24 protein-coding genes are annotated in these 25,287 nt (G+C 69.8%); 6 read left to right on the top strand and 18 right to left on the bottom strand.

Annotated elements, in window-relative coordinates; genetic code table 11:
- From MF270_RS26575 to MF270_RS26505, 15 genes are all read right to left on the bottom strand, one after another.
- Nucleotides 1-914: cadherin-like domain-containing protein (locus tag MF270_RS26575; protein ID WP_238368650.1), on the bottom strand; the 914-nt coding region annotated here is incomplete at its 3' end.
- Between the two features lie 513 nt (nt 915-1,427).
- Nucleotides 1,428-4,211, bottom strand: coding sequence for a methyl-accepting chemotaxis protein (locus MF270_RS26570; RefSeq protein WP_238368649.1), 2,784 nt, complete (start codon nt 4,209-4,211; stop codon nt 1,428-1,430).
- A gap of 88 nt (nt 4,212-4,299) precedes the next feature.
- Nucleotides 4,300-5,469, bottom strand: coding sequence for an ABC transporter substrate-binding protein (locus MF270_RS26565; protein WP_238368648.1), 1,170 nt, complete (start codon nt 5,467-5,469; stop codon nt 4,300-4,302).
- A 93-nt stretch (nt 5,470-5,562) separates the two neighbouring features.
- Nucleotides 5,563-5,853, bottom strand: coding sequence for a DUF2218 domain-containing protein (locus MF270_RS26560; RefSeq protein ID WP_238368647.1), 291 nt, complete (start codon nt 5,851-5,853; stop codon nt 5,563-5,565).
- A 96-nt stretch (nt 5,854-5,949) separates the two neighbouring features.
- A complete protein-coding gene (locus tag MF270_RS26555) occupies nt 5,950-6,804 on the bottom strand; it encodes an energy transducer TonB family protein (RefSeq protein WP_238368646.1) in 855 nt (284 codons plus the stop codon).
- On the bottom strand, nt 6,801-7,187 hold the full coding sequence (locus tag MF270_RS26550) for an ExbD/TolR family protein (protein ID WP_238368645.1): 387 nt from the start codon (nt 7,185-7,187) through the stop codon (nt 6,801-6,803). The genes MF270_RS26555 and MF270_RS26550 overlap by 4 nt, the downstream gene beginning before the upstream one ends.
- Nucleotides 7,184-7,564 (bottom strand): ExbD/TolR family protein, encoded by a 381-nt coding sequence (locus MF270_RS26545; RefSeq protein ID WP_238368644.1) that lies wholly within the window; start codon nt 7,562-7,564, stop codon nt 7,184-7,186. The genes MF270_RS26550 and MF270_RS26545 overlap by 4 nt, the downstream gene beginning before the upstream one ends.
- Nucleotides 7,557-8,207: a MotA/TolQ/ExbB proton channel family protein gene (locus MF270_RS26540; protein ID WP_238368643.1), complete on the bottom strand. Its 651-nt coding sequence runs from the start codon at nt 8,205-8,207 to the stop codon at nt 7,557-7,559. The genes MF270_RS26545 and MF270_RS26540 overlap by 8 nt, the downstream gene beginning before the upstream one ends.
- Nucleotides 8,204-8,626 (bottom strand): hypothetical protein, encoded by a 423-nt coding sequence (locus tag MF270_RS26535; RefSeq protein WP_238368642.1) that lies wholly within the window; start codon nt 8,624-8,626, stop codon nt 8,204-8,206. The genes MF270_RS26540 and MF270_RS26535 overlap by 4 nt, the downstream gene beginning before the upstream one ends.
- 109 nt (nt 8,627-8,735) lie before the next feature.
- On the bottom strand, nt 8,736-9,110 hold the full coding sequence (locus MF270_RS26530; protein WP_238368641.1) for a glyoxalase superfamily protein: 375 nt from the start codon (nt 9,108-9,110) through the stop codon (nt 8,736-8,738).
- Entirely contained in the window at nt 9,107-9,433 is a 327-nt protein-coding gene (hmuQ, locus tag MF270_RS26525) for a heme-degrading protein HmuQ (RefSeq protein WP_238368640.1), read from the bottom strand. Before hmuQ ends, MF270_RS26530 begins: the two co-directional genes overlap by 4 nt.
- A gap of 87 nt (nt 9,434-9,520) precedes the next feature.
- The gene (locus MF270_RS26520; RefSeq protein ID WP_238368639.1) at nt 9,521-10,303 is read right to left on the bottom strand and encodes a heme ABC transporter ATP-binding protein; all 783 of its coding nucleotides are present in this window, start codon (nt 10,301-10,303) and stop codon (nt 9,521-9,523) included.
- Entirely contained in the window at nt 10,300-11,352 is a 1,053-nt protein-coding gene (locus tag MF270_RS26515) for a FecCD family ABC transporter permease (RefSeq protein WP_238368638.1), read from the bottom strand. The genes MF270_RS26520 and MF270_RS26515 overlap by 4 nt, the downstream gene beginning before the upstream one ends.
- Nucleotides 11,353-11,355: 3 nt before the next feature.
- Nucleotides 11,356-12,249: a heme/hemin ABC transporter substrate-binding protein gene (locus tag MF270_RS26510; RefSeq protein WP_238368637.1), complete on the bottom strand. Its 894-nt coding sequence runs from the start codon at nt 12,247-12,249 to the stop codon at nt 11,356-11,358.
- Nucleotides 12,246-13,298, bottom strand: coding sequence for a hemin-degrading factor (locus MF270_RS26505; protein WP_238368636.1), 1,053 nt, complete (start codon nt 13,296-13,298; stop codon nt 12,246-12,248). The genes MF270_RS26510 and MF270_RS26505 overlap by 4 nt, the downstream gene beginning before the upstream one ends.
- A gap of 184 nt (nt 13,299-13,482) precedes the next feature.
- Between MF270_RS26505 and MF270_RS26500 the strand changes: the two genes are divergently transcribed.
- Together MF270_RS26500 and MF270_RS28305 are read left to right on the top strand one after the other, a co-directional pair.
- Complete coding sequence (locus tag MF270_RS26500; protein ID WP_238368635.1) at nt 13,483-13,779, top strand: SH3 domain-containing protein; 297 nt, start codon at nt 13,483-13,485, stop codon at nt 13,777-13,779.
- A 157-nt stretch (nt 13,780-13,936) separates the two neighbouring features.
- Entirely contained in the window at nt 13,937-14,071 is a 135-nt protein-coding gene (locus tag MF270_RS28305) for a hypothetical protein (protein WP_272490900.1), read from the top strand.
- 613 nt (nt 14,072-14,684) lie between these two features.
- Here MF270_RS28305 and MF270_RS26495 read toward each other — a convergent pair.
- The gene (locus MF270_RS26495) at nt 14,685-14,906 is read right to left on the bottom strand and encodes a TOBE domain-containing protein (RefSeq protein ID WP_238368634.1); all 222 of its coding nucleotides are present in this window, start codon (nt 14,904-14,906) and stop codon (nt 14,685-14,687) included.
- Nucleotides 14,907-14,996: 90 nt separating this feature from the next.
- Here MF270_RS26495 and MF270_RS26490 point away from each other — a divergent pair, with 90 nt between their 5' ends.
- Together MF270_RS26490 and MF270_RS26485 are read left to right on the top strand one after the other, a co-directional pair.
- On the top strand, nt 14,997-16,139 hold the full coding sequence (locus tag MF270_RS26490) for a putative sulfate/molybdate transporter (RefSeq protein ID WP_238368633.1): 1,143 nt from the start codon (nt 14,997-14,999) through the stop codon (nt 16,137-16,139).
- A gap of 127 nt (nt 16,140-16,266) precedes the next feature.
- Nucleotides 16,267-22,218, top strand: a complete 5,952-nt coding sequence (locus MF270_RS26485) for a LamG-like jellyroll fold domain-containing protein (protein WP_238368632.1) — start codon at nt 16,267-16,269, stop codon at nt 22,216-22,218.
- 410 nt (nt 22,219-22,628) lie between these two features.
- On the opposite strand, the gene MF270_RS26480 is transcribed toward MF270_RS26485, so the two are convergent.
- Entirely contained in the window at nt 22,629-22,907 is a 279-nt protein-coding gene (locus MF270_RS26480; RefSeq protein WP_238368631.1) for a hypothetical protein, read from the bottom strand.
- A 433-nt stretch (nt 22,908-23,340) separates the two neighbouring features.
- Complete coding sequence (locus tag MF270_RS26475) at nt 23,341-23,745, bottom strand: hypothetical protein (protein WP_238368630.1); 405 nt, start codon at nt 23,743-23,745, stop codon at nt 23,341-23,343.
- A gap of 644 nt (nt 23,746-24,389) precedes the next feature.
- Here MF270_RS26475 and MF270_RS26470 point away from each other — a divergent pair.
- Nucleotides 24,390-24,758: a hypothetical protein gene (locus MF270_RS26470; protein ID WP_238368629.1), complete on the top strand. Its 369-nt coding sequence runs from the start codon at nt 24,390-24,392 to the stop codon at nt 24,756-24,758.
- Between the two features lie 210 nt (nt 24,759-24,968).
- Nucleotides 24,969-25,196 carry an abortive infection family protein gene (locus tag MF270_RS26465; protein ID WP_238368628.1) on the top strand — a complete coding sequence of 76 codons (228 nt, stop codon included), beginning with the start codon at nt 24,969-24,971 and terminating at the stop codon, nt 25,194-25,196.
- The last annotated feature ends 91 nt before the right edge of the window (nt 25,197-25,287 follow it).

The following is a 25,287-nucleotide window of genomic DNA, read 5'->3' as shown; positions in this document are numbered from 1 at the left end:
AAGCTGTCCTCGACCCGGTCGCCCTGCGACAGCGCGTCCAGCGTGGCCGAGCCGGTGGGGTCGTAGGTGATCGTGCCATCGAGGTTCAGCGTCAGCGCCGCGCCCAGCGTGCTGGTCGCCGCCACGCCCGACACCGCCAGCGTGCCGCCGTCCGGGTCGCTGTCATTGGCCAGAAGGTCCGCCACGTCGATCAGGGCGGGGGTGTCTTCGTTGGTGAAAAGCTTTTCGGCCAGCACGTTGGCCGCGTAGTCGATCAGGTTGGCGGCATAGGCCCGCATGCCGAGATTGACGGCCGAGGTCGAGTTCGAGGCAAGGTAGTAATCCAGGGGAATGGAGGAATAGATGACGTCGCCCGCGCCGTATTCATAGGCAAAGGTGACGATGTTGCCGGTGTTCGCCATGCTCAGGATCAGGTCGGCGGTGCCGGGCAGGCTGCCCGCGACCGCGTAGCCATGGCTGCTCGAGTTGCCGTTGTCGAGGCTGGTGTCACTGACGACACCGCCGACTCCATCGGCGATGGGATGCGCATCGTCCAGCAACTCGATGTCGCGGTTACCCGTTACACGCCGGATGTCGAATCCCTCGCTGCCCGGCAGGATGTTTTCGGCGGTCTCGACGTAGCGGTCATGGATGACCAGCACGAGGCCGTCCTCGACCGCCTGGTGGATCACCGGCAACTGGGTCCGGAATTCGCTGGAATAGTTGCCGTTGCTGGGGTTCTGTATGACCAGAACGTCGATCCCGGCCAACTCGGCCGCGCTCAGGTTCAAGATATTGACCGCCGTATGCCCGCCGGCCGTGATCGATGCGATTTGCGAGTTGGCGCCTTGGCCGGTGCCCATCTCGTAATAGCCGACGTTGCCCGTGACATCGCGGTCGCCCGACAGGGCATCATCATTTGCAATTGGGGGCATGCGAAAGGTCACTCCGTAAAAAGTATTGGGACCAGTCAGGCCGGTCGGGCCCATTCGGAAAACGCTCTGGTATCGAACTCCGCCTGGTTCGTGATTGCATCCAGGGTCCGGAAAATGGGCTGGCACGATGGAGGATGGTTTACCATTGGACAAGTGGACCGGTCCGTCAAGGACACCGGCCGGAGATTCGGGGAATTCGCGCGGCCGTGGAACGGTTCGGTGCAGCTGTGTCTTGGACTTGTGCGCGTCGCCGTCGCGACAGGCCCGGGCGTCGGTGGGTGCGGCCTTGCACTGGCGGCGGCGGGTGATGATGCGAGAGGGGCCCCGGCGCCGCCCTGTCGCGGTCTGGTCGCCCCGGGTCCGTGTGGCACCCGGGCGCGCGCAGGCAGCGTGGCTTCGGCAAGAGGGAGGCCGCGAGGCATGCAAACCAGGTTGTTCATGCGCCGGTCAGGGCTGCCGCCAACCGGCCGACGCATGGTGCGGCGCGCGGCGGCGCCGCGTCCCGGACCGGCCTCAGGCCACCCGGGGGATCGATCGGGGAAACCGGTCCGAGCCACCCCCGGAGCTGTTCCTGAACTGGCGCGAGAGGGCCAGGAGTTCCTCGGACTTCTGACGCAGGACCTCGCTGGTGGCGAGCGATTCCTCAAACATGGCGGCGTTCTGCTGCATCGAGCCGTCGATATGCGACACGGCGGTCGTGATCTCGGACACGGTGGCGGCCTGTTCGCGGGCGCCGGTGGCGATGCTCTCGACCTGGGCCGAGACCGCCTCGATCAGCGTCAGGATGCCGCCGAGCGCCGAGCCCGCCTCGTTGACGATGGTCACGCCCGAGGCGATCTGTGACCGGGTGGTCGAGATCATCGCGGTGATCTCGCTCGCCGCTTCCGAGGCGCGCTGCGCGAGGCCCCGGACCTCGGTCGCGACGACGGCAAAGCCGCGGCCCTGCTCGCCGGCGCGGGCCGCCTCGACCCCGGCGTTGAGCGCCAGCAGGTTGGTCTGGAAGGCGATGCTCTCGATCAGGCCGACGATCTTGGAGATGACCTCCGAGGATTCCTCGATCCCGGCCATGGTCGAGACGGCGGAATCGACGCTTTGGCGGGTGTCCTCGGCCTGGCGGCGCGCGTCGCTCATGGCGGAGTTGGCGGTCTGCGCGGCTTCGGCGGTGTGGCGGGCGGTCGCCTCGAGCTCGGAGACGGCGGCGGCGGTCTGCTCGAGCGAGGCGGCGTTGCGCTCGGTCCGGCCGGCCAGGTCGTTCGCGGCCGCGGCGATGGCCGCGGATGAGTCGCTCACCACCTGGGCGCCGTCGGTGAGGTTGTGGATCACGCGCGAGATCGACTGCACGGCGGCGTTGAAATTGGTGCGCAGCGCCTCGTAATCCCCGGTGAAGGCGGTGTCGATCGACGTGGTGAGGTCGCCGTCCGACAGCCGTTCCAGCGCGGTTCCCAGGGTCGAGACCACCTGCGCCTGTTCGGCCGCGCGGGCGTCGCGCTCCGCTTGGATCTCGCGCTCGCGCCGCGCGCGCTCCGCGGCCTCGCAGGCGTCGCGCTCGTGCGCCTCGCGGGCGCGCCGTTCCTTCTCGGCGGCGGCTTCGGCCTCGCGTCGGGCGGTGTCCTCGGCGGCCCTGCGCGCGGCGGCCTGCTGGTCGCGTTCGCGGCGGCGTTCCTGCTCTTGCATCTCCTCGCGCTCGATCAGGCTGTTGCGGAAGACGCCGAGCGCCGCGGCCATGCGCCCGACCTCGCCGCCGGTGCGGGAAAAGCCGGTAACCGGGGCCAGGTCGCCCGAAGCCAGACGCTCCGTCACCCGGGTCACGCGGCCCATGGGGCGCACCACGAGCAGCCAGGTCAGGACCGGCGCGGCCAACACGACGGCCAGCCCGAGCGCCGCGATCAGGCGCATCTGCTGCTGCGCGACCTCGGTCCCCGACAGGACGGAATTGCCCGAGGCGACCATGGCCGCGAGCGCACTCGCCCCCTCCACGCGCGCGTTTGTCGCGATGTCGGTCAGGATGGCCCCTGCCTCGCCGGCCCGGGCCACCGAGGCGGCATCGGCGTCCAGGAAGATCCGGCGGGCCACCAGCAGGCCGGCCCCGGGGTCGGTGATCGCGGCGATGGCGTCCAGCTGGGCCTGCAGCGCGGCGTCCACCGGGCCGTCGCCGGCCACGGTCATCAGCTGCCCGACGGCCTCGGTCAGTTGCACCTGCGCGCCTTCCACGCGCTCGAGATCCTCGGCGACCACGCCGAGCAGGGCCGCGATGAAGACCCGGTTGACCGCGGCCTCGATGGCGCCGGCGCGCTGCAGCGCGGCCACCTCATCGCCAAGCAGGCGGCGGATCTCGGCCTCGTTCGCGCTTGCCGTCTCCTCGGCCATGATGGCGAGGTCGAAGGACATGGTGTCGATCAGCTCGCTCAGCGCCGCGTCGCTTTCCTGGCGCAGGCCCAGCAACTGGTCCTGCAGGGCGCCGCGGCGGGGGAAGCCGCGCTGTGCCAGGGTGTCCAGCTGCGCGTGGGTGGCCCGAAGCGGTGCGATGTAATCGGCCAGGCCCGGCGCCTCGGACAGGGTGTCGAGGTTCCGGCCCAGCCGGTCGACGCCGCCCTGCACCACGTCGCGCAGGATCGAGGCGAAGGCCGGGTCCGAGGTCGCGGTCAGCGCCAGCGCGATGCCGACGGCCAGGTTGATCTCGGCCCGGGTGTCGAGAGCGGCCTGCAGGCGTTGGAACTCGACTTCGGTCAGGGTCGAAAGCGTGCCCTGCACGGTCTCGACGGTCTGCTCGCCGCCGAGGACAAGGTTGTAGAGCGCATCGTCCGCGGCTTCTGCCAGTAGCGCCCGGGTGCCTTGCGACACCTCGGAAAAGCGCGCGATCTCGTCCGACATGTGGGCCTCGGCGACGAACCTTTCGGCCAGGGCGCCGCGCATGCGCTCGGTGGCCGAGCCGAGATCGTTCAGCATGGGTTGGATGCGCGCCACCGAAGCCTCGGGCAGGTCGGACACCGCGGCCTCGAGCTCGGCCCGCGCGCGGGCCAGGTTGGCGGCGTTGGCGTCCAGTGTCCCTTCGCTGTCGGTGGTGCCGAGGTTGGTCAGCGCATCCTTGGTCGCGCTGATCCGGTCGATGACGATGGCGCTGGCCTCGAGGTTGGGCACGGCGACGGTCATCAGCGACCCGATCGAGCTGGCCATGGCGCCGAACACCATCGTGGCGATGCCGATCGCGGCCGCGGTCGTGACCGCCATGGCAAGCAGGATGCCCGAGACCTTGAAGGCAATGCTGCCGAACGGGTTGCGAGACCGGGGGTTTTCCATCGTGGCACCGTGGTTGGGGCGTCGCGCGGGGCGCGGCCCTCGGGTCAGGGGGCCGCGCGCGGAACCGTGCCCGCGCGCGGCCGGTCGGTCAGTTCCGGGCGTGCTTTTCCTCGGTCGGCACGATCTCGAAGGTGCCATCGGCGGTGATGCGGGTCATGAACACCGAGTCGAGCCCCTGGTTGTCCCCGGGGCCGTAGCTGAAGGCGAGGCCCCCGAGGTCAAAGCTGCCGAGGGCGTTCAGCGCGGCCAGGTAGCCGTCGCGGGTCAGCTCGGGCCCCGCGGCCTCGAGCGCGCGCAGGGCGACACGGCCGACCAGGTAGCCTTCGAGCGTGACAAAGCTGGGATGGGCGCCTGCGTCCTGCGCGGTGATCGCGGCCTGGTACTCGGCCACGATGGGCAGGGTGGCGTCCCACGGGAAGGGCACGACCTGGCTGATGATGACCCCGTCGCCGTTGGCGCCAAGCTCGGCCGCCAGTGCGTCGGAGCCCACGAAGGAGATGTTGACGAAGGTCGGGTCGAACTTGAGCCTGCGCGAGAGCTTGATGAACTCGGCGATGGGCTTGTACGCGCCGACCATCACGACCGCATCCGGTTCGGCCTTGCGGATGTCCAGCAGCGCCGATTTCACGGCCGTCGTGTTGCGGGTATAGGTCCCCTCGGCGGCCAGGGTCATGCCACGCCGTTCAAGCGCGGCGGTGACGCCGGCCAGGCCGACCCGGCCAAAGCCGTCGTCCTGATACAGGATGGCGACGGACTCCATGCCCATCTGGTCGACCAGGTAGGCGATCCAGGCCTCGGTTTCCGTGTCGTAGGTGGCGCGCACGTTGACCACGTTCGACAGGCCGGCTTCGCGCAGGAACCCGGCGCCGGTGAAGGGCCCGATGAAGGGCATCCCGGCCTCGGTCGCCAGGGGCTGCGTGGCGAGGGTGGTGGGCGTGCCGACCGGTCCGATCAGCCCCAGGTGGGCATTGCCATCGATAACCGAGCGGACGGCGGCCACCGACTGGTCGGGCTCGTAGCCGTCGTCGATGCTGTCGAGCCTGATCATCCGGCCGTGGATGCCGCCGGCGCGGTTCGCCTCTTCGAAGGCGGCAAGCAGACCATCGCGCATGCCCGACCCAAGCGCGCCGGCCGGACCGTCCAGCGCGGCGACCTGTGCAAAGATCACCGAGGCGCTGTCGACGCCCTGTTCGGCTTGGGCGGGAAAGGCGAAGGCCAGCGCGACCAGCGGCGCGGCAAGGGTTCGTGCAAATTTCATGGGTCTACTCCAGGGTACGGGCCGAAAGGCCCTGCCGGAATAGCCACAATACCTTAACGACAGCTTAGGATGCCCCGGCCGCCGGCGGGCGGGTCAGGCGGTCTGCCAGTCCATGCCGGTGAAGGCCTCGCGGAAGGCAAAGCGTTCGAGGTGCTTGTCGATGACGTGGCGCGCGCGTTCGAGGCCGGCATCGTCTTCGGCCGTGACCTCGGCGACAAGGCCGGTGTCGTCCGCATGCAGCCGGACCGGGCCGGTCATCAGCGCAAGCGTGCCGTCATGGGCGTCGAAGCTGACCTCGATCTTGTGGGCGAAGTGCTTGCAGAGCTGCTGGAGGTAGCGCGAGCCGTGCTCGGTGTCGAAGCGGCCCGATTGGGTGAGAGGCATGGTGATGTCCTGTGTCTGGGTTGTTGAGTATTTTTGTCAGAATAATCGCGCCGGGCCGGATGCGCAATGCGCGCAGGTGCACAGGTCGCGCGCGGCTCAGCGCCCCGTGATGCCGATGGAATACGCCCGCTGCGCGCCTTGCGGCGGGGCCGGGAAAGGCTCGGCGCGGCGCACCAGTTGCAGCGCGGCGCGGTCCAGCGCCTCGGAGCCCGAACTGCGCGCCAGCGACAGCTGCGCCAGCCCGCCGTTGCCGGCGATGGTGAAGGCGACAAGTGCGGTGCCGCGGGCCCGCACCCGCGGTTTGCCGACGCGTGCGATCCGGCTCATCACCTGGCCGGGGTAGGAACTGGCGGCAGCATTCCCTGCGGCCTGGTTTTGCCCGCCGGCGCCGCCATCGCGGGCGCGCGCCGTCTCGCGCCCGGTGGCGACGCCCGAGGTGGCGGTGCGCGGGGCATTGCCGACGGGCGATGCGGCCTGAGGCGCGGGCCGGCGCTGCGCCAGGTCCGGGCGGCGTGGCTGCGGCCGGGCCGAGCGCAGCGGGGCCGCGCTGTCCGGGTCGGTCGCGGCGACGACCTCGGGCGGCGGGGGCGGCGCGGCTTCGGTCGGTGCGGCGGGGACGGCGGGAAGGGTTTCGACAGGTATCGTCGGGGCTTGCGTGGTGGGGCGCGGTGGCGCCGTGGCCTCGGGCTGTCGCGCGGCCAGCCGCTCGGCCGGGCGGACGGCGGGCAGGGGGGCTGCGGGGGCGGCCCTCGTGATCTCGGGCGGGGGCGCGGCGGTGAGGGTGCCGGCGGACATGTCCGCAAAGGCAGCGCCAAGGCGCACCTCGGCCGCGCCGCTGCCGCCGGCGATCTGCGGCGCCTCGGGCCGGGCCAGGGCCCAGACCAGCGCGCCATGGGCGGCGAGGGCCAGCAACAGGGCGGCGGCCTTGGCGGCGTGTGCGGCGGGGATCATGGCAGCCCCCGTTCGGTCACGACGACGACCTCGCCCGCGTCGGCGGCGCGCAAGGCGCGGCCCGTACGGACCAGCAGGGTTGCCGGCAGGTCGCGGTCGGGGACAAGGCGGATGCGGGCGCGGGCGTCCTCGGGCAGGGTGGCAAGGTAGTCGGCGGGCGTGGCGACGGGCGCGGCGCCCGCGCTGAGGCGGCCGTCGGCATGGATCAGAAGTGCATCGGCGGGGGCCGCGCCCTCGATCTCGGCGGTGCGGACCAGCGAGAGGCGCGGGTCGAGCGGCGCGGCGAGGGTGCCGGCGACGAGGAAGAAGATCAGCATCAGGAAGACGATGTTGATGAGGGCGGTGGTGGGCTCGCGCTCGGTGCGGGGGCGGCTGCGTCTCATGCGGCCTCCAACACGGTCACGGTCAGGTCCGGCAGGGCGCGGAGGGCGCCCAGCAGGTCGACGAGGCGCTGCGAAGTGACGGCGCCTTGCAGCGAGACCAGAACGGTCAGCGGGGCAGGGCCTGTGCGATGGGGGGCGAGGGCCTCTTCCAGCCCCGGCAGGCTGGCCTCGGCCCCGTTCAGGCGCAGCGCATCGGGGCCGAGGGTCAGAAAGACCGGGCGGCCATCGGGCGTGCCGGGGCCGGCGGTCGCCGCCGAGAGGGAGACTTCGCCAAAGCGGGTGAAGGTCGAGGAGAGCATGAAGAACAGCAGCAGCAGGAAGATCACGTCGATGAGCGAGGTCATCGACAGGCGGCGGCGTCGCCGTTGCCTACGCATGGGCCGGGGCCCCGGCGGGCATCGTCCGGGATGATTGCGTGCCGGGGGCGAGGATGGTGCGCAGCGCCTGCTGGGCAAGGACCCGCTCGGCGTCCATCCGCGCCTCGAACCAGCTGAGGACCAGCGCGGTGGGCATGGCGACGGCGAGGCCCACGGCTGTGGTCAGCAGCGCCACCCAGATGCCGCCCGCCAGGATCGAGGGATCGACCTGGGACCCGGCTGCCTGCAGCGCCTGGAAGGCCGAGATCATGCCCAGCACCGTGCCGAAGAGCCCCAGCAGCGGCGCCAGCTGCGCCACGGAATCGAGCAGCCGGAAGCCGCGTTCCAGCCGGGCAAAGCGCGCCTCGGCTTCGGCCTCGAGCCGGGGGGCGTCGTCCTGGCCGTCGAGTGCCATGGCAAGCACGGGGGAAAGGTAGCTGCGCGCGGCCGCAAGGTGCCGGCGGGCATTGGCGCGGTCGCCGGCCTCCCACGCGGCGGCGGCATCGCGCAGGGCGGTGTGGCGCCCGACCCCGGCGGCGGTGAACTGCCAGAGCTTGTAGAGCACGACGGCCAGCACCAGAACGGACAGCGCGCCCAGCAGCAGCACGACCGGGCCGCCAAGGTCGAACACGCGGCGCAGGGCGTCAGAGAGCATGGCGATCATCCCATCACCTCGACGTCGGTCCGGCTGCTCAGGGCCAGGCCGGTGGTGCAGGCGCCTGCGGGCAGGTCCGACCCGGTGCAGGTCTCCGCCCCGTTGATCAGCACCCGGCCCAGAGCGGCGCAGTCGAGCGCGGGCACCACGAATTGCCGCACCCGGGGGCGGCCGGCGGGCAGGGCGCCGAAATCGAACAGGGTCAGGCGGTCGACCCGGCCCTCGGTGTCGAAGAGTACCGCCTCGTAGACGCTCTGGTCGATGTCCGCCTGGTGTCCGTTCGAGACCACGAAGCTGAGTTGGCAGGCGCCCTCCACGGGGTCGAGCGCGTTGAGTTCGATCGAGACATGGGGCGTCTCGGCCAGCGCGGGCGCGGCCAGCGACGCGGCCAGAACAAGGGGACAAAGTCGTGCAGGGAGGTGCGGCATGGGCCCGGCCTTTTCGGATTGAGACAATCGTCTGGCTTGGGGCGGGCCCGTGCTGGATGCGACTCTGCTAGCACCGGACGCAGGCGGGATCAATACCTGACCAATTCACTCAGGCTTGATCGGTGTCGCCCTGGTCGAGGAAGCGCAGCCGGTTGCCGAAGGGGTCTGTGACCGCCATCTCGAGCCCCCAGGGCTGTTGCTGGAGCCCCGGCCGCATGTTCGGATGCGGCGGCAGGGCCGCGTGGTAATCACGCAGGCCCGTGACGTAGAGCAACGCGGTCGAGCCGGGGGTGGCGTCGCCGTGATGTTCGCTGAGGTGCAGGTGGAAATCGCCGAGGCGCAGGAAGGCATAAAGCGGCATGCCGGGTTCGAACCGGTGTTCGCCCTCCCATGCAAACCCCAGCCAATCCACGTAAAAGGCCCGCGCCAGCCCTTCGTCGAAGGACCGAAAGACAGGCGCGGTGCGGGTGACGGTCAGGCTCATGCGGCCTGGGTCGCGGCGATCTCCTGGATCGCGCGGAAGCCTTCGAAGCGCGGCGCGCCCTCGTGCAGCTTCTTGCTGTCGCCGGCGCGGGCATGGGCGGCGCGGAACTCGGGGCTGGTGGTCCAGGCGCGGAACTGCGCCTCGCTTTCCCAGACGGTGTGCGAGGCATAAAGCACGCGGCCGTCCTCCTCGGGGCCCTTCAGCATGTGAAAGGCGACGAAACCGTCCATGTCTTTCAGGTGGCTGTCGCGCGACAGCCAAAGCTCTTCGAACGCGGCCGCGTTTTCGAGCGGGACGGTGAAACGGTTCATGGCTAGGTACATTCCGGGTCTCCTTTGGAATGGGCCGCGGCACAGGCTGCGCGGTCAGGGTAGAGGCTTCGCGCCTCGGGTGAAAGCCCGCAGCACCGGTCAGGGCGTCGCGGCATGGGGCAGGATGTAGGGCACATGTTGCGGCGGCGGGGCCGAGACGCGCAGGGCGCAGCCATAGGCGCGTGACAGGGTCCCGTCGGTCAGCACCTCGGTGGGGGGACCGAAGGCAAGGCGGTCTCCACCGGCAAGCACGGCGATCCGGTCGGCATAGAGCGCGGTGAGGTTGAGGTCATGCATCACGGCGATGACCCCGCCGCCGGACCGGGCGAAATCGCGGGCGATCTCCATGACCTGCAACTGGTGGCCAATGTCGAGGCTCGACACCGGCTCGTCCAGCAGCAGCCAGCGGGGCTGGCCGTCCGCCACCGGCTCCCACACCTGCGCAAGGACGCGGGCGAGCATGACGCGCTGCGCCTCGCCGCCCGAGAGGGCGTGGAAACTGCGGGTCGCGTAATGGGCGAGGCCGACCCGGGCGAGGGCCTGCATCGGCACCTCGGGGCGGTCGCCGGCGGTACCGGCCTGCAGCCCCATGCGGACCACCTCGATGACCGGAAAGTCAAAGGCGAGGCGGCTGTCCTGCGGGAGCACGGCTCGCTGTGCGGCCAGTTGCCAGGGGCGTTGGCGGGTGATGTCCTGCCCGTTCAGGGTAACGGAACCGTCGAAGGGCAGGGTGCCGGTCAGCGCGCCCATCAGGGTCGACTTGCCCGAGCCGTTGGGGCCGACGATGGCCGTCAACTCTCCGGCCCGGGCGGTCAGCGAGACGCGACGGAGCGCCTCGCGCGGGCCGTAGCGCACGTGGATGTCGGTGGCGATGAAACTCATGCGAGGCCTCCCTTGCGGCGCAGCAGGATCCACAGGAAGACCGGCGCGCCCAGGACAGCGGTGACGATGCCGATGGGCAGTTCGGCGGGCGCGACGATCACGCGGGCGATCACGTCGGCAAGAGTCAGCAGCGTGGCGCCCAGCAGGGCCGAGGCGGGCAGCAGGGTGCGGTGGTCGGGCCCGGCGGCAAGTCGGACGAGATGCGGCACGACGATGCCGACAAAGCCGATGGCGCCCGCGATGGCCACCGCCGCGCCGGTGGCCGCGGCGGCGCAGAGCACGGCGGCAGTCTTGAGCCGCTGCACGTTGATGCCGATATGGGCGGCGGTCGCCTCGCCCATCGCCAGCCCGTTGAGCCCGCGCCCGAGGGTCATCGCGGCGCCAAGCGCCAGCGCCACCAGCGGCCCTGCGGCCAGCACCTTGGGCCAGCTTGCCCCTGCGAGCGAGCCCATGTTCCAGAACGTGAGGTCGCGCAGCTGCTGGTCGTCAGCCATGTAGATCAGGATGCCCGCGAGCGCCCCGGCCAGCGCGGCCAGCGCGATGCCCGCAAGCAGCATGGTCGCCACGGATGTCCGCCCCCCGCGCGTCGAGACGCGGTAAAGCAGCAGCGTCGCGCCCCAACTGCCGAGGAAGGCGGCGAGGGGGACAAGCTGGCCTCCGGTGCGGGCGAGGTGGGCGGCAGGCAGCAACCCGCCCAGCACGATAGCCAGGATCGCGCCCAGCATCCCGCCCGCCGTGACCCCGACGATGCCGGGATCGGCCAGCGGGTTGCGAAAGAGCCCCTGCAGGATCGCGCCCGACACCGCCAGCCCGGCGCCCACCAGCGCGCCCATGGCAAGGCGCGGCAGGCGGATGTCCCAGAGGATCAGCCGCTCGAGCGGGGACAGCGCCTCGCCACGCATGAACTTGCCGGCGAGGGCCGAAAGCGTCACGTCCGCCGCCCCGACCTGCAGGCTGGCGAGCGCCGCCAGCACCAGCGCGGCGGCAAGCCACAGGTGCAACCGTGCCGGGCGGGACGGAGCCAGGGCGATGTCCGAGAGGCTCGCCACGGTTCAGGCCCCGTTGCCGTAAAGCGCGGCGTTCAGCGCCCGCACCGCCTGCGGGGTGCGCGGACCGAAGCCGAGCAGCAGCAGCCCGTCCATCCGCAGCGCCGCCTGCGTTTCGGCGGCGGGGGTCAGGCGCAGCGCGGGGAGGGCGAAAAGCTCGGCCTCCGGCAGCGCATGGTCGCCCCGGTCCATCATCAGGATGACATCGGGGGCGGCGCGGCCGATCGCCTCGTCGGTCAGCGGCTTGTAGCCGTCGATGTCCGAGACCGCGTTGACCCCGCCCGCGAGCCGGATGATCGCATCGGCCGCCGTATCGCGCCCGGCCGCGGTGATGCGCCCGCCGCGGGCCGACAGGATGAACAGGACCCGCTTGCGTTCGGCCTCTGGCCGGTCTGCACCGTCGGTGGCGGCGGCCATCTCGGCCGCGACCTGCTCAGCCAGCGCAGCGGCGCGATCCGGCACGCCCAGCGCGGTGCCTACGGCGCCGATCTTGTCGAGGATGCCCTGCAGGCTCGCCTCGTTCGGCACTTCGACGAAGTCGACCCCGGCGGCGCGGATCACGTCCAGCGTCTCGGGCGGACCGGCGCCTTCGTCGGACAGGATCAATGACGGGGCGAAGGCCAGCACGCCCTCGGGCGAGAGCGCGCGCATGTAGCCGAGGTCGGGCAGGGCCGTGACCTCGGGCGGGTAGGTCGAGGTGCTGTCGCGCGCCTGCAAGCGGTCCGCCTGTCCCAGCGCCGCGACGATCTCGGTCACCGAGCCGCCGATCGACAGCACGTCAGCGGGGCGTTGCGCCGGTGCCTCGGCCCGCGTTGCGCCCGCGAGCCCCACGGCGACCGACAGCGCGATGGCGCCCCAGGTGCCGATGAGGTAGGCGCGCCCGTCGACAAGCCGGCTCATGCCGGGACCCCGGCGCGGTCGGGCAGCGCCTCGACGATGGCGCGCCAGGCGGGGCGGGAATCACGCCCTTCCTTGCCGACGCCGAAGACCTGGAAGATCAACCCGCCGTCGGCATCGAAAGCCTCGACCGACAGGGCCGGGCCACGCTGGGTCGGCTTTTCGACCGCCCAGAGCTCGGCCACCAGGTCGGCGCGCAGATGCAGGTTGAAGCCGGGGTCCATCACGTTCTGCCAGGGCCCCATGGGCTTCAGCGTCTTGATCGGCCCGGTGTGGATCTGGATGCAGCCGCGATTGCCGACAAATACCATGACCTCGGTCCCGGTCTGCTGAACGGCGTTCAGCATGCCTTCGACGGCCGAGGGATCAAGCGCCCAGACAAAGGGCGCACCGGCGATGCGATAGGCGCCAAGGCGGTTCATCCTGAGCTTGGAACAGAGCCGCAGGAACTGGTGCGTGTCGGTCAGCTTGCGCCATTCGTCGCGCAGGATCTCCAGCTTGTCGGGGCGCGAGATGGGCGCCTCGGGCGGGGTGCGGGCCGTCACCGCCTGCCCCGGCGCCTGGTCGTCCAGCGTCAGGGCGCGCACCGCCTCGGCAAAGGCCGCATGGTCCGACCCGGGGCGCAGGTGGATCTTGTGCACCGCGTCGCCCGCCGCGTCGAAGATCTGCAGCGAGCGGCGCGGGCCGGTGTCGCCTTCGGACTCGACCGCGTAGGCGTGGACCCAGTGCGCGGGGAAGATGCGCAGGTCGATATCCTCGGTCAGGGTCATCGCGGCATGGGCGCCGGGGTGGTAATTGCCGTATTGCCCGACCTTTTCATGTACGCAGGCCTCGACCCGCGTCAGGGCCATCACCTCGCCCAGCCGTTCGGCGGCGGGGATGATCGCATCGGGATGGGCCTCGATCCGGGTGACCCCGTGGCCGATGCTGGCGGCGACCAGCTGCGCCTCGGTGATGTTCAGCCGCGCGGCAAGATCGCGCGCGCGCAGCTTGGGATGGTCCGCGGCAAAGGCACGGATGGCGTCGGGAGAGGGGGCGGCAAGCGCGGTCATGGCATCCTCGGGTCTTGGGAAAGGCTCCGATGGCTGCATCCGGCGCGTCGCTGGCGTGGCTCTCGTTTATACTTGAGCGTTTTAGTGGGTCATGCCGCCGGGCGCAAGCCGTCACGTGCCGGGTTGCGCGGTGGCGGTCAAAGCGGGCATGAAGGGGAAAACCACGAACGAACGAGCAGAGACCATGATACGACCCATCGGGATCGCCCTGTCCGCCCTTGTCCTGGTCGCCGGGTGCAGCGCCGCGCAAAGCGTCACCGGCACGCGCACGACCGTGCAGCGCGTGGGCGAAGGCGACATGCTGAAACTGCGCGCCGGCCCGGGCCTCGGTTACCGTGTGCTGCTGGGACTGCCGGACGGGACCGAGCTGGTGCGCCACGACTGCGTGACCGAGATCGGGCAGGCGTGGTGCAAGGTGTCGCTGGCCGGCGCGCCCGGTGTCACGGGCTACGTGGCGGGCGATTACATCGACCTGCCCTGACGGGCTGTCCCGGCTGGCGGCCGAGCGGAATGCGCGAAGGCCCCGAGGGTCACGGATGCGAAATTGGCGGTCAGCCTGAAGCAGGGCGCGCAAGGCACGCCGGGCGCGCAGGCTGCCGGGAGGCCGGGATCCATTGCCTGGCACGGTCGTGCAAAGCATGATCCCGATGACGTTACCAGCCCGTCATCGTGAAACAGCCGGAAAAATCCAGCTTCCGGCGGTCCAGCGTTGGGGAGCAGAGCAGGTGCTTGAAAACGTCCACCATGAGATAGTCGACATTACGGGGGCGTGATGGCGCGTCGGACGAAGCGGCTTTGGACGGGCGAGGAGACGCGGTCGATCCGCTTGCAGACGACAGCACCCATCGGAGGACGAGCAAAGGCACGTCCTGCAGGCCCTTGCATGGGGGGAGACATCACTTTCCCAGTCCGGCGGAGTCCGTCTTACCCAGGTGCCGCGCCAGGACGTGCCCGCATGGCGTGTCCGGCTTCTGTTGGCGGGGCAGCGAAAGGCAGGTCAGCGCGCGGAGAAACGGCTCGAGGCCGCCCGGGCGCCGATCACGCGCACCAGACAGGACGGACCCGAGGCGCCCGACATGGATACCGGCGACCTGGTCACGCTGCTCGGAAAGGTCAACCGCGGCTTCCACGTTCACGACCCGGAGGCCCCGCTCTGCCTGGTGTGGGCGTTGCGCCAGATGTCGATCCCTGCCAAGCCACGACACTGTCGCCCACAAGGCGGGCCCCGCCGGAGTGGTCGGACATCCCCGGGCTGGCGGCACGCATCGCCGGAATGATGCTGCCTGCCGAGGCCCGGCCCACCTGGCCGCGATGGAGGCCTCTGGCGCCATCTCCGGGGCCGCACCAGGGAAGGCATGCCGAGACCGCACGGAGACCGCAAGGCTTTCAGACCCGCCGCGTTAACTGGCGGGCCAGGACGTCGGAGGCCTTCACGATGGCACAGGCGGTCCAGCCGACCACGAGGCCCGGGTCTGCGAACAACGCATTGGTGATCGTCGCGGTCACGACGGCCGCGCCGCCGAGGTCGATCCGCTCGGTCGAGTTGACCGCGCCGGTGTCGATGGACCTGGCCGTCCCGGCCAGCTTGGTGCGTGCGATGAGTTTCATCTCGTGTCGCCTTTCGGTGATTTGTTGCGTGGCAGCGGGTATGATCCGGGGGCAGGAGCCGATCAGGGCAGAGTCGCGGAGGTGCCAGGCATGACGGAACGGGACGGTCCCCGGCTACGCCGCGCCCTGCGCGAGGCGAACGGCGCGCTTGGCGATCTCGGCACGCTGCTGCCGCTGAGCCTTGGCGCCATCGCGCTGGCCGGGCTGCCTGCGCAGACAGTGCTGCTGGGCTTTGGCCTGTTCTACATCGCGACCGGCCTTGTCTACCGCCTGCCCATCCCCGTGCAGCCGATGAAGGCGATTGCCGCCGTGGCGCTTCTGGGCAGCGTTTCTGCCGCCGAGATCGCGCTGAGCGGCGTGCTCATCGGCCTGGTCCTGCTTGGCCTCGGCGGCACCGGGCTGATCGACCGGATCGCGCGGCTGGTGCCGCAGTCGGTGCTGTCTGGGCTGCAACTGGGGCTGGGCCTTTCGCTGGGCTGGGTGGCGATCGGGCTGATGCAGGATCACTGGCCGATCGCCGCGCTGTCGCTTGGGCTCACCATCGCCGCGCTGCGTGTCGGCAGCCATGCGGCGGTGCTGACCCTGGGCGCGGGGGTCGGGCTGGGGCTGATCCTGGGCCTGCCGGAGGTGCCGGCGCCGCCCGCCTTGCCTGGCGCCAGCTGGCCGCTGCTGTCTTTCGACGCCGAGACGCTGCGCCGCGCCACGACCGAACTGGCGCTGCCGCAGCTGGCGTTGACCCTGACCAACGCGGTCTTGCTGACCGCGCTGGTGGCCGGCGACCTTTACGGGGCGCGCGCGGCGCGGGTCACGCCGCGCCGGCTTTGCCTGACCACGGGCCTTGCGAACCTGCTGTTGGCGCCCTTTGGCGCGCTGCCGATGTGCCATGGCGCGGGCGGCGTCACCGCGCATCACCGGTTCGGCGCGCGCAGCGGCGCGGCCCCCTGCCTGATCGGCGGCGCGCTGCTGGTCGTCGCGCTGCTGCCGGCGCAATGGCAGGGCGCCGTCCTGTCCGCCATCCCCGGCGCGACGCTGGGCGCACTGTTGCTGATCGCGGCCTGGGACCTGGCCATCAGCCGCCGCCTTGTCGACGCACGCCCTTCGTGCCGGCCGGTCATCGCCGCGACGGCGCTGAGCACCCTGGTTGCGGGCCCGCTTTGGGGATTGGCCGTGGGCACGCTGGCAGAGATCATGCGCAAGGCCCTGCTGTCCCGGGCGATCGGCCGACGCGGATAGGCGCCTCGCGCGGACACAATGGGGTAATCACCTGATGGACCGGGCGGCCCGGCCCCGGTAACCTTGCGACAATTGATCCGGTCCGCGGGGCCGGCCGCTATTGAACTTGCGTGATTGGAGACAGCCGATGGCGATTACCGTCGAGGAAGCAGCCGGCAATATCGTGGACTATCACGACGGGCTCACCGAAATCGTCGACAACATCCAGGACATCCGCGACCGCGCCGGCGGCGTGGTCGATGATCTTTCGGTCGTGCGGCGCGCGCTCGACAAGGTCGCGTCGATCCGGGCCGAGGTCAGCGCATTCGGTGACGACGTCGACAAGCTGCAGCTGGTCTTCAAGCTGATGGACAAGGCCGGCCCGCTCAAGGGGATCGCCAAGGTCGGCACCCAGATGCTCAAGCGGATCGAGGATGTCACCGACCAGGTCGAGGCCAAGATCGACGCCGTCGCGAAAAAGATCACCGACAGCGAGATCAACCAGAAGCTCGAATATGCCATCGGCAAGGTCGAACTGGTCGATGCCCGGCTGGCCGAGGGGCAAAGCAAGGTCATCGGCCAGCGCGACAGTTTCCAGGCCGTGGCCGAGATCGCCGCCAAGGCCTATGTCATTGCCGAGGAGCCGATCCTGGCGCTTGGCACCGTGATGGCCACGCCCGCCGCCGCGGTCACGCAGATCAACGACACCTATGACGACATCGTCGCGGCCCTCAACGCCTTCGAGGCCGACCTGCCGACTGCCGATTTCACCCAGCTGCTGGGCATCGAGGCCGACCTTGGCCGCGTCACCGGGGTGCTGGCCTCGATCCGGGCGCCGCTGGACATGGTCTACGGCGCGCTCAAGCCGATCGAGCCCGTGCTGAACGCGGTCGGGCTGATCACCAAGTTCACGGTCGACCCGGTGATCGACTTCCTCTTGAAGACGCTCAAGATCGACCAGGTGATCAACGCGGCCTCGGACAAGATCTCGGCCTTCCTGCCGGATGTGGACGTGCTCGACAATCTGCTGGACCGTATCGACCTCGCGGTGCCCGACATCGACGGAATCACCACCGATTTCGGCAATTACGACGACGACGGCGACGAGGTGGTGGACGCAGACGGCACGCCGTTGGGCGACGGGGTGTCGCTGCCCGACGGCAGCCTTCCGACCGCGCGCATCCAGGACCCGTTCGGGATCGGCAGTTGGATCGTGGACGAGATCGAGGCCAAGCTGATCCAGACCGCGACCGAGGTCCGCGACGAGGCGACGAACGAGTTGCAGGGCTACCTGCGCGAACGGATCGGATCGCTCGACGCCTCCGGGCTTGCCGTCTTCGTCGAGATCCCGGCGCCGCTGCGCGGTTCGGACAGTGACGATGTGCTCAGCGCCGATGTCGCGGGCGTGCCGGTCGAGAACGTGCTGCTGGTCGGCGACGACGCCGGCAACCTGATCACCGCCTATGGCGGCAACAACATGCTCTACGGCGCCGGGGGCGACGACACGCTTGTGGGGGATGGCGCGGGCAGCGTGTTGCCGGGGATCGACACGGCGGTCTTTGCCGGCCCGCTCGGGCAATATGTCTTCAGCTGGGCCGACCTGGACGACGCCTATTCCGACGTGACGATCGAACATGTCTCGCCGCTGCCGGGGGTGTCCTTCGACGGGACGGACCTGTTGCAGGGGATCGACCAGGTCACCTTCCTCGGCTCGACCGAGCGGGTGAATGGCGTGGACCAGGCGCTGACCCTGACCATGCAGGAGCTGCGCGACAAGGTGCACACGACCGCCACCGACTACAGCGCGCCGGCCGGGGACACGACCGAGACCTACATCTTTGCCAATTACCTGCAGGCCAGCGGCACCGGGATCCGGATCGAAGGCGCGCTTGGCGCCGACCTGCTGACCGGCGGGCGGGCCAATGACACGCTGGTGGGCGGCGCGGGGGCCGACACGTTGCAGGGCGATGGCGGCACCGACATGCTGGACGGCGGCGCGGGGCGCGACACCTACGCGGTCTCGGGCACGCTGCGGCGCGTGGTCGTCGATCTCGGGGCGCGTACGTCCGAGAGCTATGACGCCAGCAACGCGCTCAGCGGCACGGCCACGCTCGACTATATCGAAAACGTCTCGGCCGACGTGACCGAGCGGGCGCATCTGTTCGGCGACGGCGTGCTTGCGGGGAACGAACTGATCGCCGGCAGCGGCAATGACGCGCTGCACGGGCGGGGCGGGACCGACACGCTGATCGGTCTCGATGGCAACGACACGCTGGTGGGCGGGGCGGACCGCGACACGCTGGACGGCGGCGCGGGCGACGACCTCCTTGTCGCCACAGACCGGGCGCTGGGGTGGGACGACCTGCTCGACCCCGTCACCGGCTTGCCGGTGGGCGAGCTGATCATCGGCGGCGCGGGTCGGGACCGGGCCTATTACACGACCATCCTCGACGGCGAAGGGCCGGCATTCAACGGCGAGTTTCCAATCTACTATGGCCCGTTCCACGAAGAGCTGTGGGGCCCGGGCTACGAGGACGACCGGCTCGAGATGCAGCAGGCCATCGATTCCATCGGCTGGATCGAAACCCGCTGGCGCGAGGCGACCGGCACGACGGCCGGCGGCGTCGAGGTCTGGCGGATGTCCGACCGCGACGACGACGGGCTGGCCTCGCTGCTGGCGGTCGACACGCTGGACGGGGTCGAAGAGATCGTCGGCACCGACAACGACGATGTGTTGCACGGGCTCAAGGGCGCCGCCGCCTTCCGCGGCCTCTTTGGCGCAGGTGGCAACGACACCATTCATGCCGAAGGGGCGACGGGCAAGATATCGGGCGATGACGGGACCGACCTTGTGATCGGGTCGGCGCGGCTGCTGCCGCAGGCCAGCGGCGACGCGATCCCGCCCGAGCCCGAGGACCGGACCTATCTCGGCGACGTGCTGGACACGCTGGACCTGAGCCAGGTCGACGGCGTGCGCTGGCATGTCTGGCAGGATGGCGAGGTCCAGGATGGCAACCTCGTCCGCGCCTGGGACGCCCGCGACGGGCGCGGTCTCTATGGCGATGCGACCGGGGCGACCCATGCCATCGACGCCTTCATGGGCTTCGGCACGGTCCAGTTGGGCAGCGGCGACGACGTGGTCAACCTGTGGCGCCCCTCGGCGTCGGCGTACGCCACGCAGGATTTCACGTTGCGGGCCGGGGACGGCGCGGACGACCTGACGGTCCACACCTATCCGACGGACACGCCGGCGCTGGTCCTGGGCGAAGGCGGAGACGACACGATCACGGTCACCGGCAGTGTCGTCGCCGACGGCGGCGAGGGCGACGATTACCTCTTCAGCCCGCATGGCTACGCGACCCTGAACGGCGGCGCGGGCGACGACACCATCGCCTTTGATGAAGCCTACGGCACCTGGGCCCATGGCGGTGATGGAGTCGACGTGTTGGTGATGGGGATCAACGGCGGGGATGCCTATCTCAACCTGGACCAGGGCATCGCCTACTGGAACGGGACCACCCTGGAATTCACCGGGTTCGAGGCGTTTGCCGGGCTTTACGGCATGGACAGCCTGCGCGGCGGCGCCACGGATGACAAGCTGGTCGGCAACGGCGGCAACGACACGATCTGGGGCGGCGATCAGGACGATGTCGCGGGCACAGGCGAGTCGTACCGCGCCGTCGACGGGATCGGCCAGTACCTCGAGGTCGGGGGCGATCACGCGGCGGCCCTGTCGGGGGGCCTGACCTTCGAGGCCTGGATCACGACCGTTTCCGACACCGCCGCCTTCCAGCGGATCATCACGGCCCATAACGGCACGGGCGGGCAGCGCCTGTCGCTGGCGCTGAAGGACGGCGAGGCGCATCTGCGCGCCGACCGGGTCAGCGGGGCCGCGATTTCGATCCAGTCGGGCGATCTGGCCGACGGGGGCGAGCATCACGTGGTCGGCAGCTACGACGCGGTCCTCGGCACGATGCGTCTTTGGGTCGACGGGGTGCTGCAGGGCGCCGTCACGAGCACCACCGACCTGCGCCCGGTGGATGGCGAGATCACGATCGGGGCCTTCAACCAGATCCATCACCAATACATCGACGCCGAGATTCCCCATGTGCGGATCTTCAACCAGTTTCTGATGCCTGAGGCGCTGGCCAGCACGACGGTGACGCCCTACCTCGAGCTCGAGGCGACGGACGACCGGGGCGACCTGCTGGCGCCCGGGGCCCAGATCGCGCGGTCTGGCAGCGCGGGTGGCGCGCTCGAGATCGTGGGGAACACCACCGGGAAGGATGCGATCTACGGCGGGTCCGGCCGGGACGACCTGCGCGGCGGTGACGACGACGACATGCTGCACCCCGGCAGCAGCGGAACCGGCCCGTCCGGCGCCGATTCCGTCGACGGCGGGCGCGGCAGCGACACGGTCTCCTTTGCCTTTGCCGGGATCGACGAGACCATGCGCGCGGCGCTCGACGCGGGGATCGACGACGAAGGCTTTGCGGCCGTCGATGTCGACCTCGAGGCCGGGACGCAATACGACATGGGCACCACGGACCTGCGCACCTTTCTGACCAGCATCGAGAACGTCATCGGCACCCATCACGACGACCAGATCCGCGGCAACGGTCTGGGCAATGTGCTGACCGGCGGCGAGGGGGCCGACACGATCGAGGGCCGCGCCGGCGACGACGTCATCGTCGCGCTTGGTGCGGATGTGATCGACGGCGGGACGGGCGATGACACCATCGGCGTGGGCCTTGCCGATGCCACCATCGACGGCGGGGCGGGGACCGACGTGCTGGTCTTTGCCGGCAACGAGACGGTCGAGACCGAAGCCGGCGAGACGGTGCAGGCCAACCGGTTTACCTACGACCTGCTGGCCGGAACCTACACGGGCGATGTCTACGAGGACCAGGCGGTCTGGGCCAGGGTCTACGACGGCGGCACGCGGTCCGAGCTGCGCTCGAACGGAACCGAAAGCCTGACGCCCGAGATGGCCTGGCGCGCGGCGCCTGAAGAGGCCCGCAGCATCGCCGATTTCCAGCGGGACGTGCCGGATTACGACCCCGGGCAGGACATGGGGGACGGGTCGTGGAACCCGACCGATTTCCGCATCGACTTTGTCAGCCTGCTTGAACGGGTCAACGGGGCGCTCGCGGGTGTCGAGGTGGTGCGCGGGGCCAGCGGCAGCGGATCGCACGAGGCGGACGACCTGACCGGCAGCGACTTCGACGACGTGATCGCGGGCCGGGGGGGATGGGACACCCTCACCGGGCTCGGCGGCGACGACGAACTGCTGGGCGACGCCGGCGCCGACGTGATCTACGGCGGCGACGGGCGCGACCTGGCCCGGGGCGAGGCGGGCCATGACCGGATCGAGGGTGGGGCCGACAACGACACGCTGAACGGCGGTGACGGGTTCGACACGCTGCTGGGCGGGGACGGCAACGACCTGGTGTTCGGCGGCGCCGCCGGCGATGACATCCGGGGCGGCGAGGGCAACGACCGGCTCAACGGCAACGACGGGTTCGACACGATCTCGGGCGGCGCCGGCGCGGACGCGATCGCCGGCCACAAGGGCAACGACCTGTCCGAGGGCGGCTCGGGGGCCGATGACATCCGCGGCGGCAAGGGCCACGACACGCTGCACGGCGGCGACCAGGCCGATACGCTTTACGGCAACAACGGCAACGACGTCATCTACGGTGGACGCGGGTCGGACCATGCCGAACTGGGCACGGGCGCGGACACCTGGATGGACGAGGCGCAGGCGGCCTATGGCGACGACCGCGTGTTCGGCGGTGGTGGCTGGGACACGATCCAGTCGCTGGGCGGCAATGACACGCTGACGGGCGGGGCGGGCAGCGACAGTTTCGTCTTTGGCGACGGGATGGGCGATGTCCTGATCACCGACTTCGTGGTGGGCCAGGACGACTTGTCCTTCACCGCCGCGCTCTGGGGCGGGGCGCTGAGCCAGGCCGCGCTCGACGCGCGCGCCTCGGTGCCGGCGGGCGACCTTGTGCTGACGCTCGACACCGGCGCGACGGTGACGCTGGACGGGGTGACATCCACCGCCGGGCTGCTGGGCGATATCGTGCTGGTCTGAGGCCCGCGTCGGCATGGACGGCGGCGGCCCGTCCGCAGCGCGGGAGGCGTGCCATCCGCAGGCCGAGGACCGGCAGAGCTGCGAGCGTCGACAGGCCCATCGCCGCCGCCCTTGCGGGCAACGGGACGGGCAGGGCAAGCGGCGCGGCCAGGGGCGCCGGCCGGTCCCTCTGCAGCGGCGGCCCGGCGTGCCAGCCAGCCAAGCGCCCTGTGGCGACCGGCCAGGCGCCGGCCCGTCCGCACCCGCCGCAGCGACCCGAACGCGCGGTCCGGGTCGGCTTCGGCCGGGTGCGCCGCTGAGGTTGGTGAACCGGAGCCCATCGCTGCGCGCGACAGTTGCGCAGGTGGGCGAGACCAGGAACGCGGCGATCTTTCCCTGCGGCCCCTGGGTGTTTTCCGCAGTGCGCAGTTTCAGGCGATCCGGGAAGTCTTCGGCCGGCTCGGCCTCGGCAGGCGAGGGGTGATCGCGGTCGGCCGCATCCCGGCGCGGAAATGCCCCGCTTCGATCCCGTTCTGCCGGTCGTGGCACGGTGCGCCGTCGGCCGGCAGGGCAATGACCAGCGCCTCGCCCAAAGGCGTCAGTGTCAGCACGGTGTCGCCCTTGCCCGAGGCCTGGCTGTCTTTCCGTTCCATGACCTCGGGAGTCTGGCCCAGCTCGGCCCCGAGTTCGCCTGCGCCGGCCTTGGACACGACGCCGTCGTCGCGCGGGAAAAGCGGTAAAGAAACGCGCGAGGGCCCGGATCCCGGCGGCGGAAGCCGAGCATCGGGTCGCGAACACCTGTTGCGGAACGCGCACGCAAAAGGTCGCCGAGTAGAGCATGAGGTCGGCGTCGATCCCCCCGATGTCGACGTCCATGGTCTACCGCCCGGGCTGGCCGCGGGCCGGTGTGCCGCCACCGGTCACCAGGACATGCGCGAGGTTGCCGCGATACCTCCCCGGGCCATTGGGATTGGTCCGCATTAGCATGTGTCGGATCACTTGGGCCCCGCGTTGTCGCCTGCGGGGTGGGTTTCGCGGCGCTGTCGCACGAGCCCTGCAAGGGGGCCATCTCGTGACTCCGGCATGATCAGACCGAAACACCCGACAATCAAGCCGGGACCTGGCCGGCCTGGAATGAAGCGCTCAAGCGCCGGTAATCGCTGACGATTTGGGACGATCTCGCGATGCCGTTGCCGCCCCGAACTTCACGATCCACGTCATCGGTGTCGTCAGGCCTCCGTTGGCATCGAAGCATCGGATCAGGCGGTCCAACGCGTCCGTACCGGGGCGTCGATCCCGCTCCGTGCCCTCGCCGATCAGCCCGCGCTTTGACGCGACACGCGCCAGATCGACGGGCTCCGGAGAGATGTCGCGGCAGTGCACCGCCGCCGCATGGGGGATGATCATCTTGATCACGTCGATGTCGATCCCGAGGGGTGCCGGACCCGCGCCTTGCTTGGCGCGCATCTGGCCGTCGCCGATCAGCGGTTGCCGATCGGGGTGGCCGTTCTTCTCCTTCCCGCAATCGCGCTTGCGCGTCGTGAGCATTGCCGCCTGGGCTCGCGTCGGGGCGGTTTCCCTACCGCGTACAACCGTCTATATGAACGTCGATGAGGTCGCCAAGGGTCTGAAGGCGGGAAAGGGACGACTTGTTGGGCGCGAGCCCCTGATCGACCCGGGTCTCCGCCTGACGGGCCCGGCGATGGGCGTCGTCGTGTCAAAGGAAGGTCTCGATCGCGTAGCGGCCCGTTCGTCTGATCTGGACCCGGCAACACCGGAAGGAAACTTGGTGAAGGTGGCCATTTTCATGTGCGCCACTTGTGCGCCAAGTCGTAGCAGAGGGGCAAAGTCGGGAATGTCGGGGCGCAGTTCAGCGGTGCATCCGTCGCCGCCAACAGTTTGATGATACGAAAAGAAATGCAAGTACGACAAAATGCTAGATTGTCCGTCGCCCCGATGATGGATTGGAGCAACGCTTCGTAGGTCATTGATGTTAAATGGATAATCCGCCTCGCCGAGTCAAGTAGCAATAAAATAGCAGCAACAAGTGGCCGTCGTCGGCGATTCTCGCTGATCGAGAAGTGCCGATACATCACGTCGGGCGCGGGACCTGACCGAGGGACATGGTTCTCGGTTTCGTCGATGCCCGATCTGGCCAAGCTCCATTGCATAGAGCAAGCGGAGCGACATCCATGCAGACACAGGACACCCGGCCCGATCGCTTCGGCCAGTCCCAGACTGCCTTGCGGGCTGCCAACCGCGACCTGCCGCACCTGCGCATTTACGCGCAGGCGCATGTCGGGCCGCCGAACCGCATCGCCTTCGTCGTGGTTCACGGAGTCGGAGAGGACCGCGACCGTCGCCGCCGGGTCCGGGCCGAGGCAGGCGATCTCCTGCAGCGCCTCGGCTACACGGTCGAACTCGAGGCCAAGCGCGACGCCTGCGACATGGCGCCGCGCCGCCCCGTCATCGATGCCTATGGCCGAGGCGAAGCTAAAGGATATTCGCCGGCGCACACGGAAGCACCATCCGTGCGGGGCGAAAATCCACATCGTGCTTGAAGGGTTGGAGGAGCGCCGTGACGAGGTGGCCGAGCGATGCGCATCATTGGCGGCATCAGCCGGGACCAGCGACAAAGTCTGAAGCAGATTTAGAGTCAGAATGCCGCGCTCAGGCGTGCAGTTTCAGATCTGGCACTGGAGAAGATGATCCTGAATGAGGTCGCCCGGGGAAACTGCTGAGCACCGCCAGCCGGCGTGTACATATCGATCATGTGCGGCAGACACTCAGCGTATCTGACCACGGCCACCGAAAGGATCGGGGCGCTGCGCACCCATGGCAGCGACGCTCATGGCCGGGACCACGGCCACCGTCGGATCGACCCGGGGATCGCGCGCCTCGCAAACCACGCTTCGAGCACCGTCGCGCTCTTCCTGATCGAGACTTGGGAGCAGAAGATGCAACACAGCCTGGCCGCGGCCGCGGAGCCGGCGGAATGAGCATCATCGTTCTGTCTGACGACCACCTCGGTCAAGGAGTGCTACCGCGACTGCCTTGCCACCAAGCTAAATTGGGGTGCCATCGGTAGGA

Origin of the sequence: Mesobacterium pallidum, from assembly GCF_019966535.1 — a bacterium.
Taxonomy (GTDB): domain Bacteria; phylum Pseudomonadota; class Alphaproteobacteria; order Rhodobacterales; family Rhodobacteraceae; genus Mesobacterium; species Mesobacterium pallidum.
This window is presented reverse-complemented; position numbering and strand designations above follow the sequence as displayed.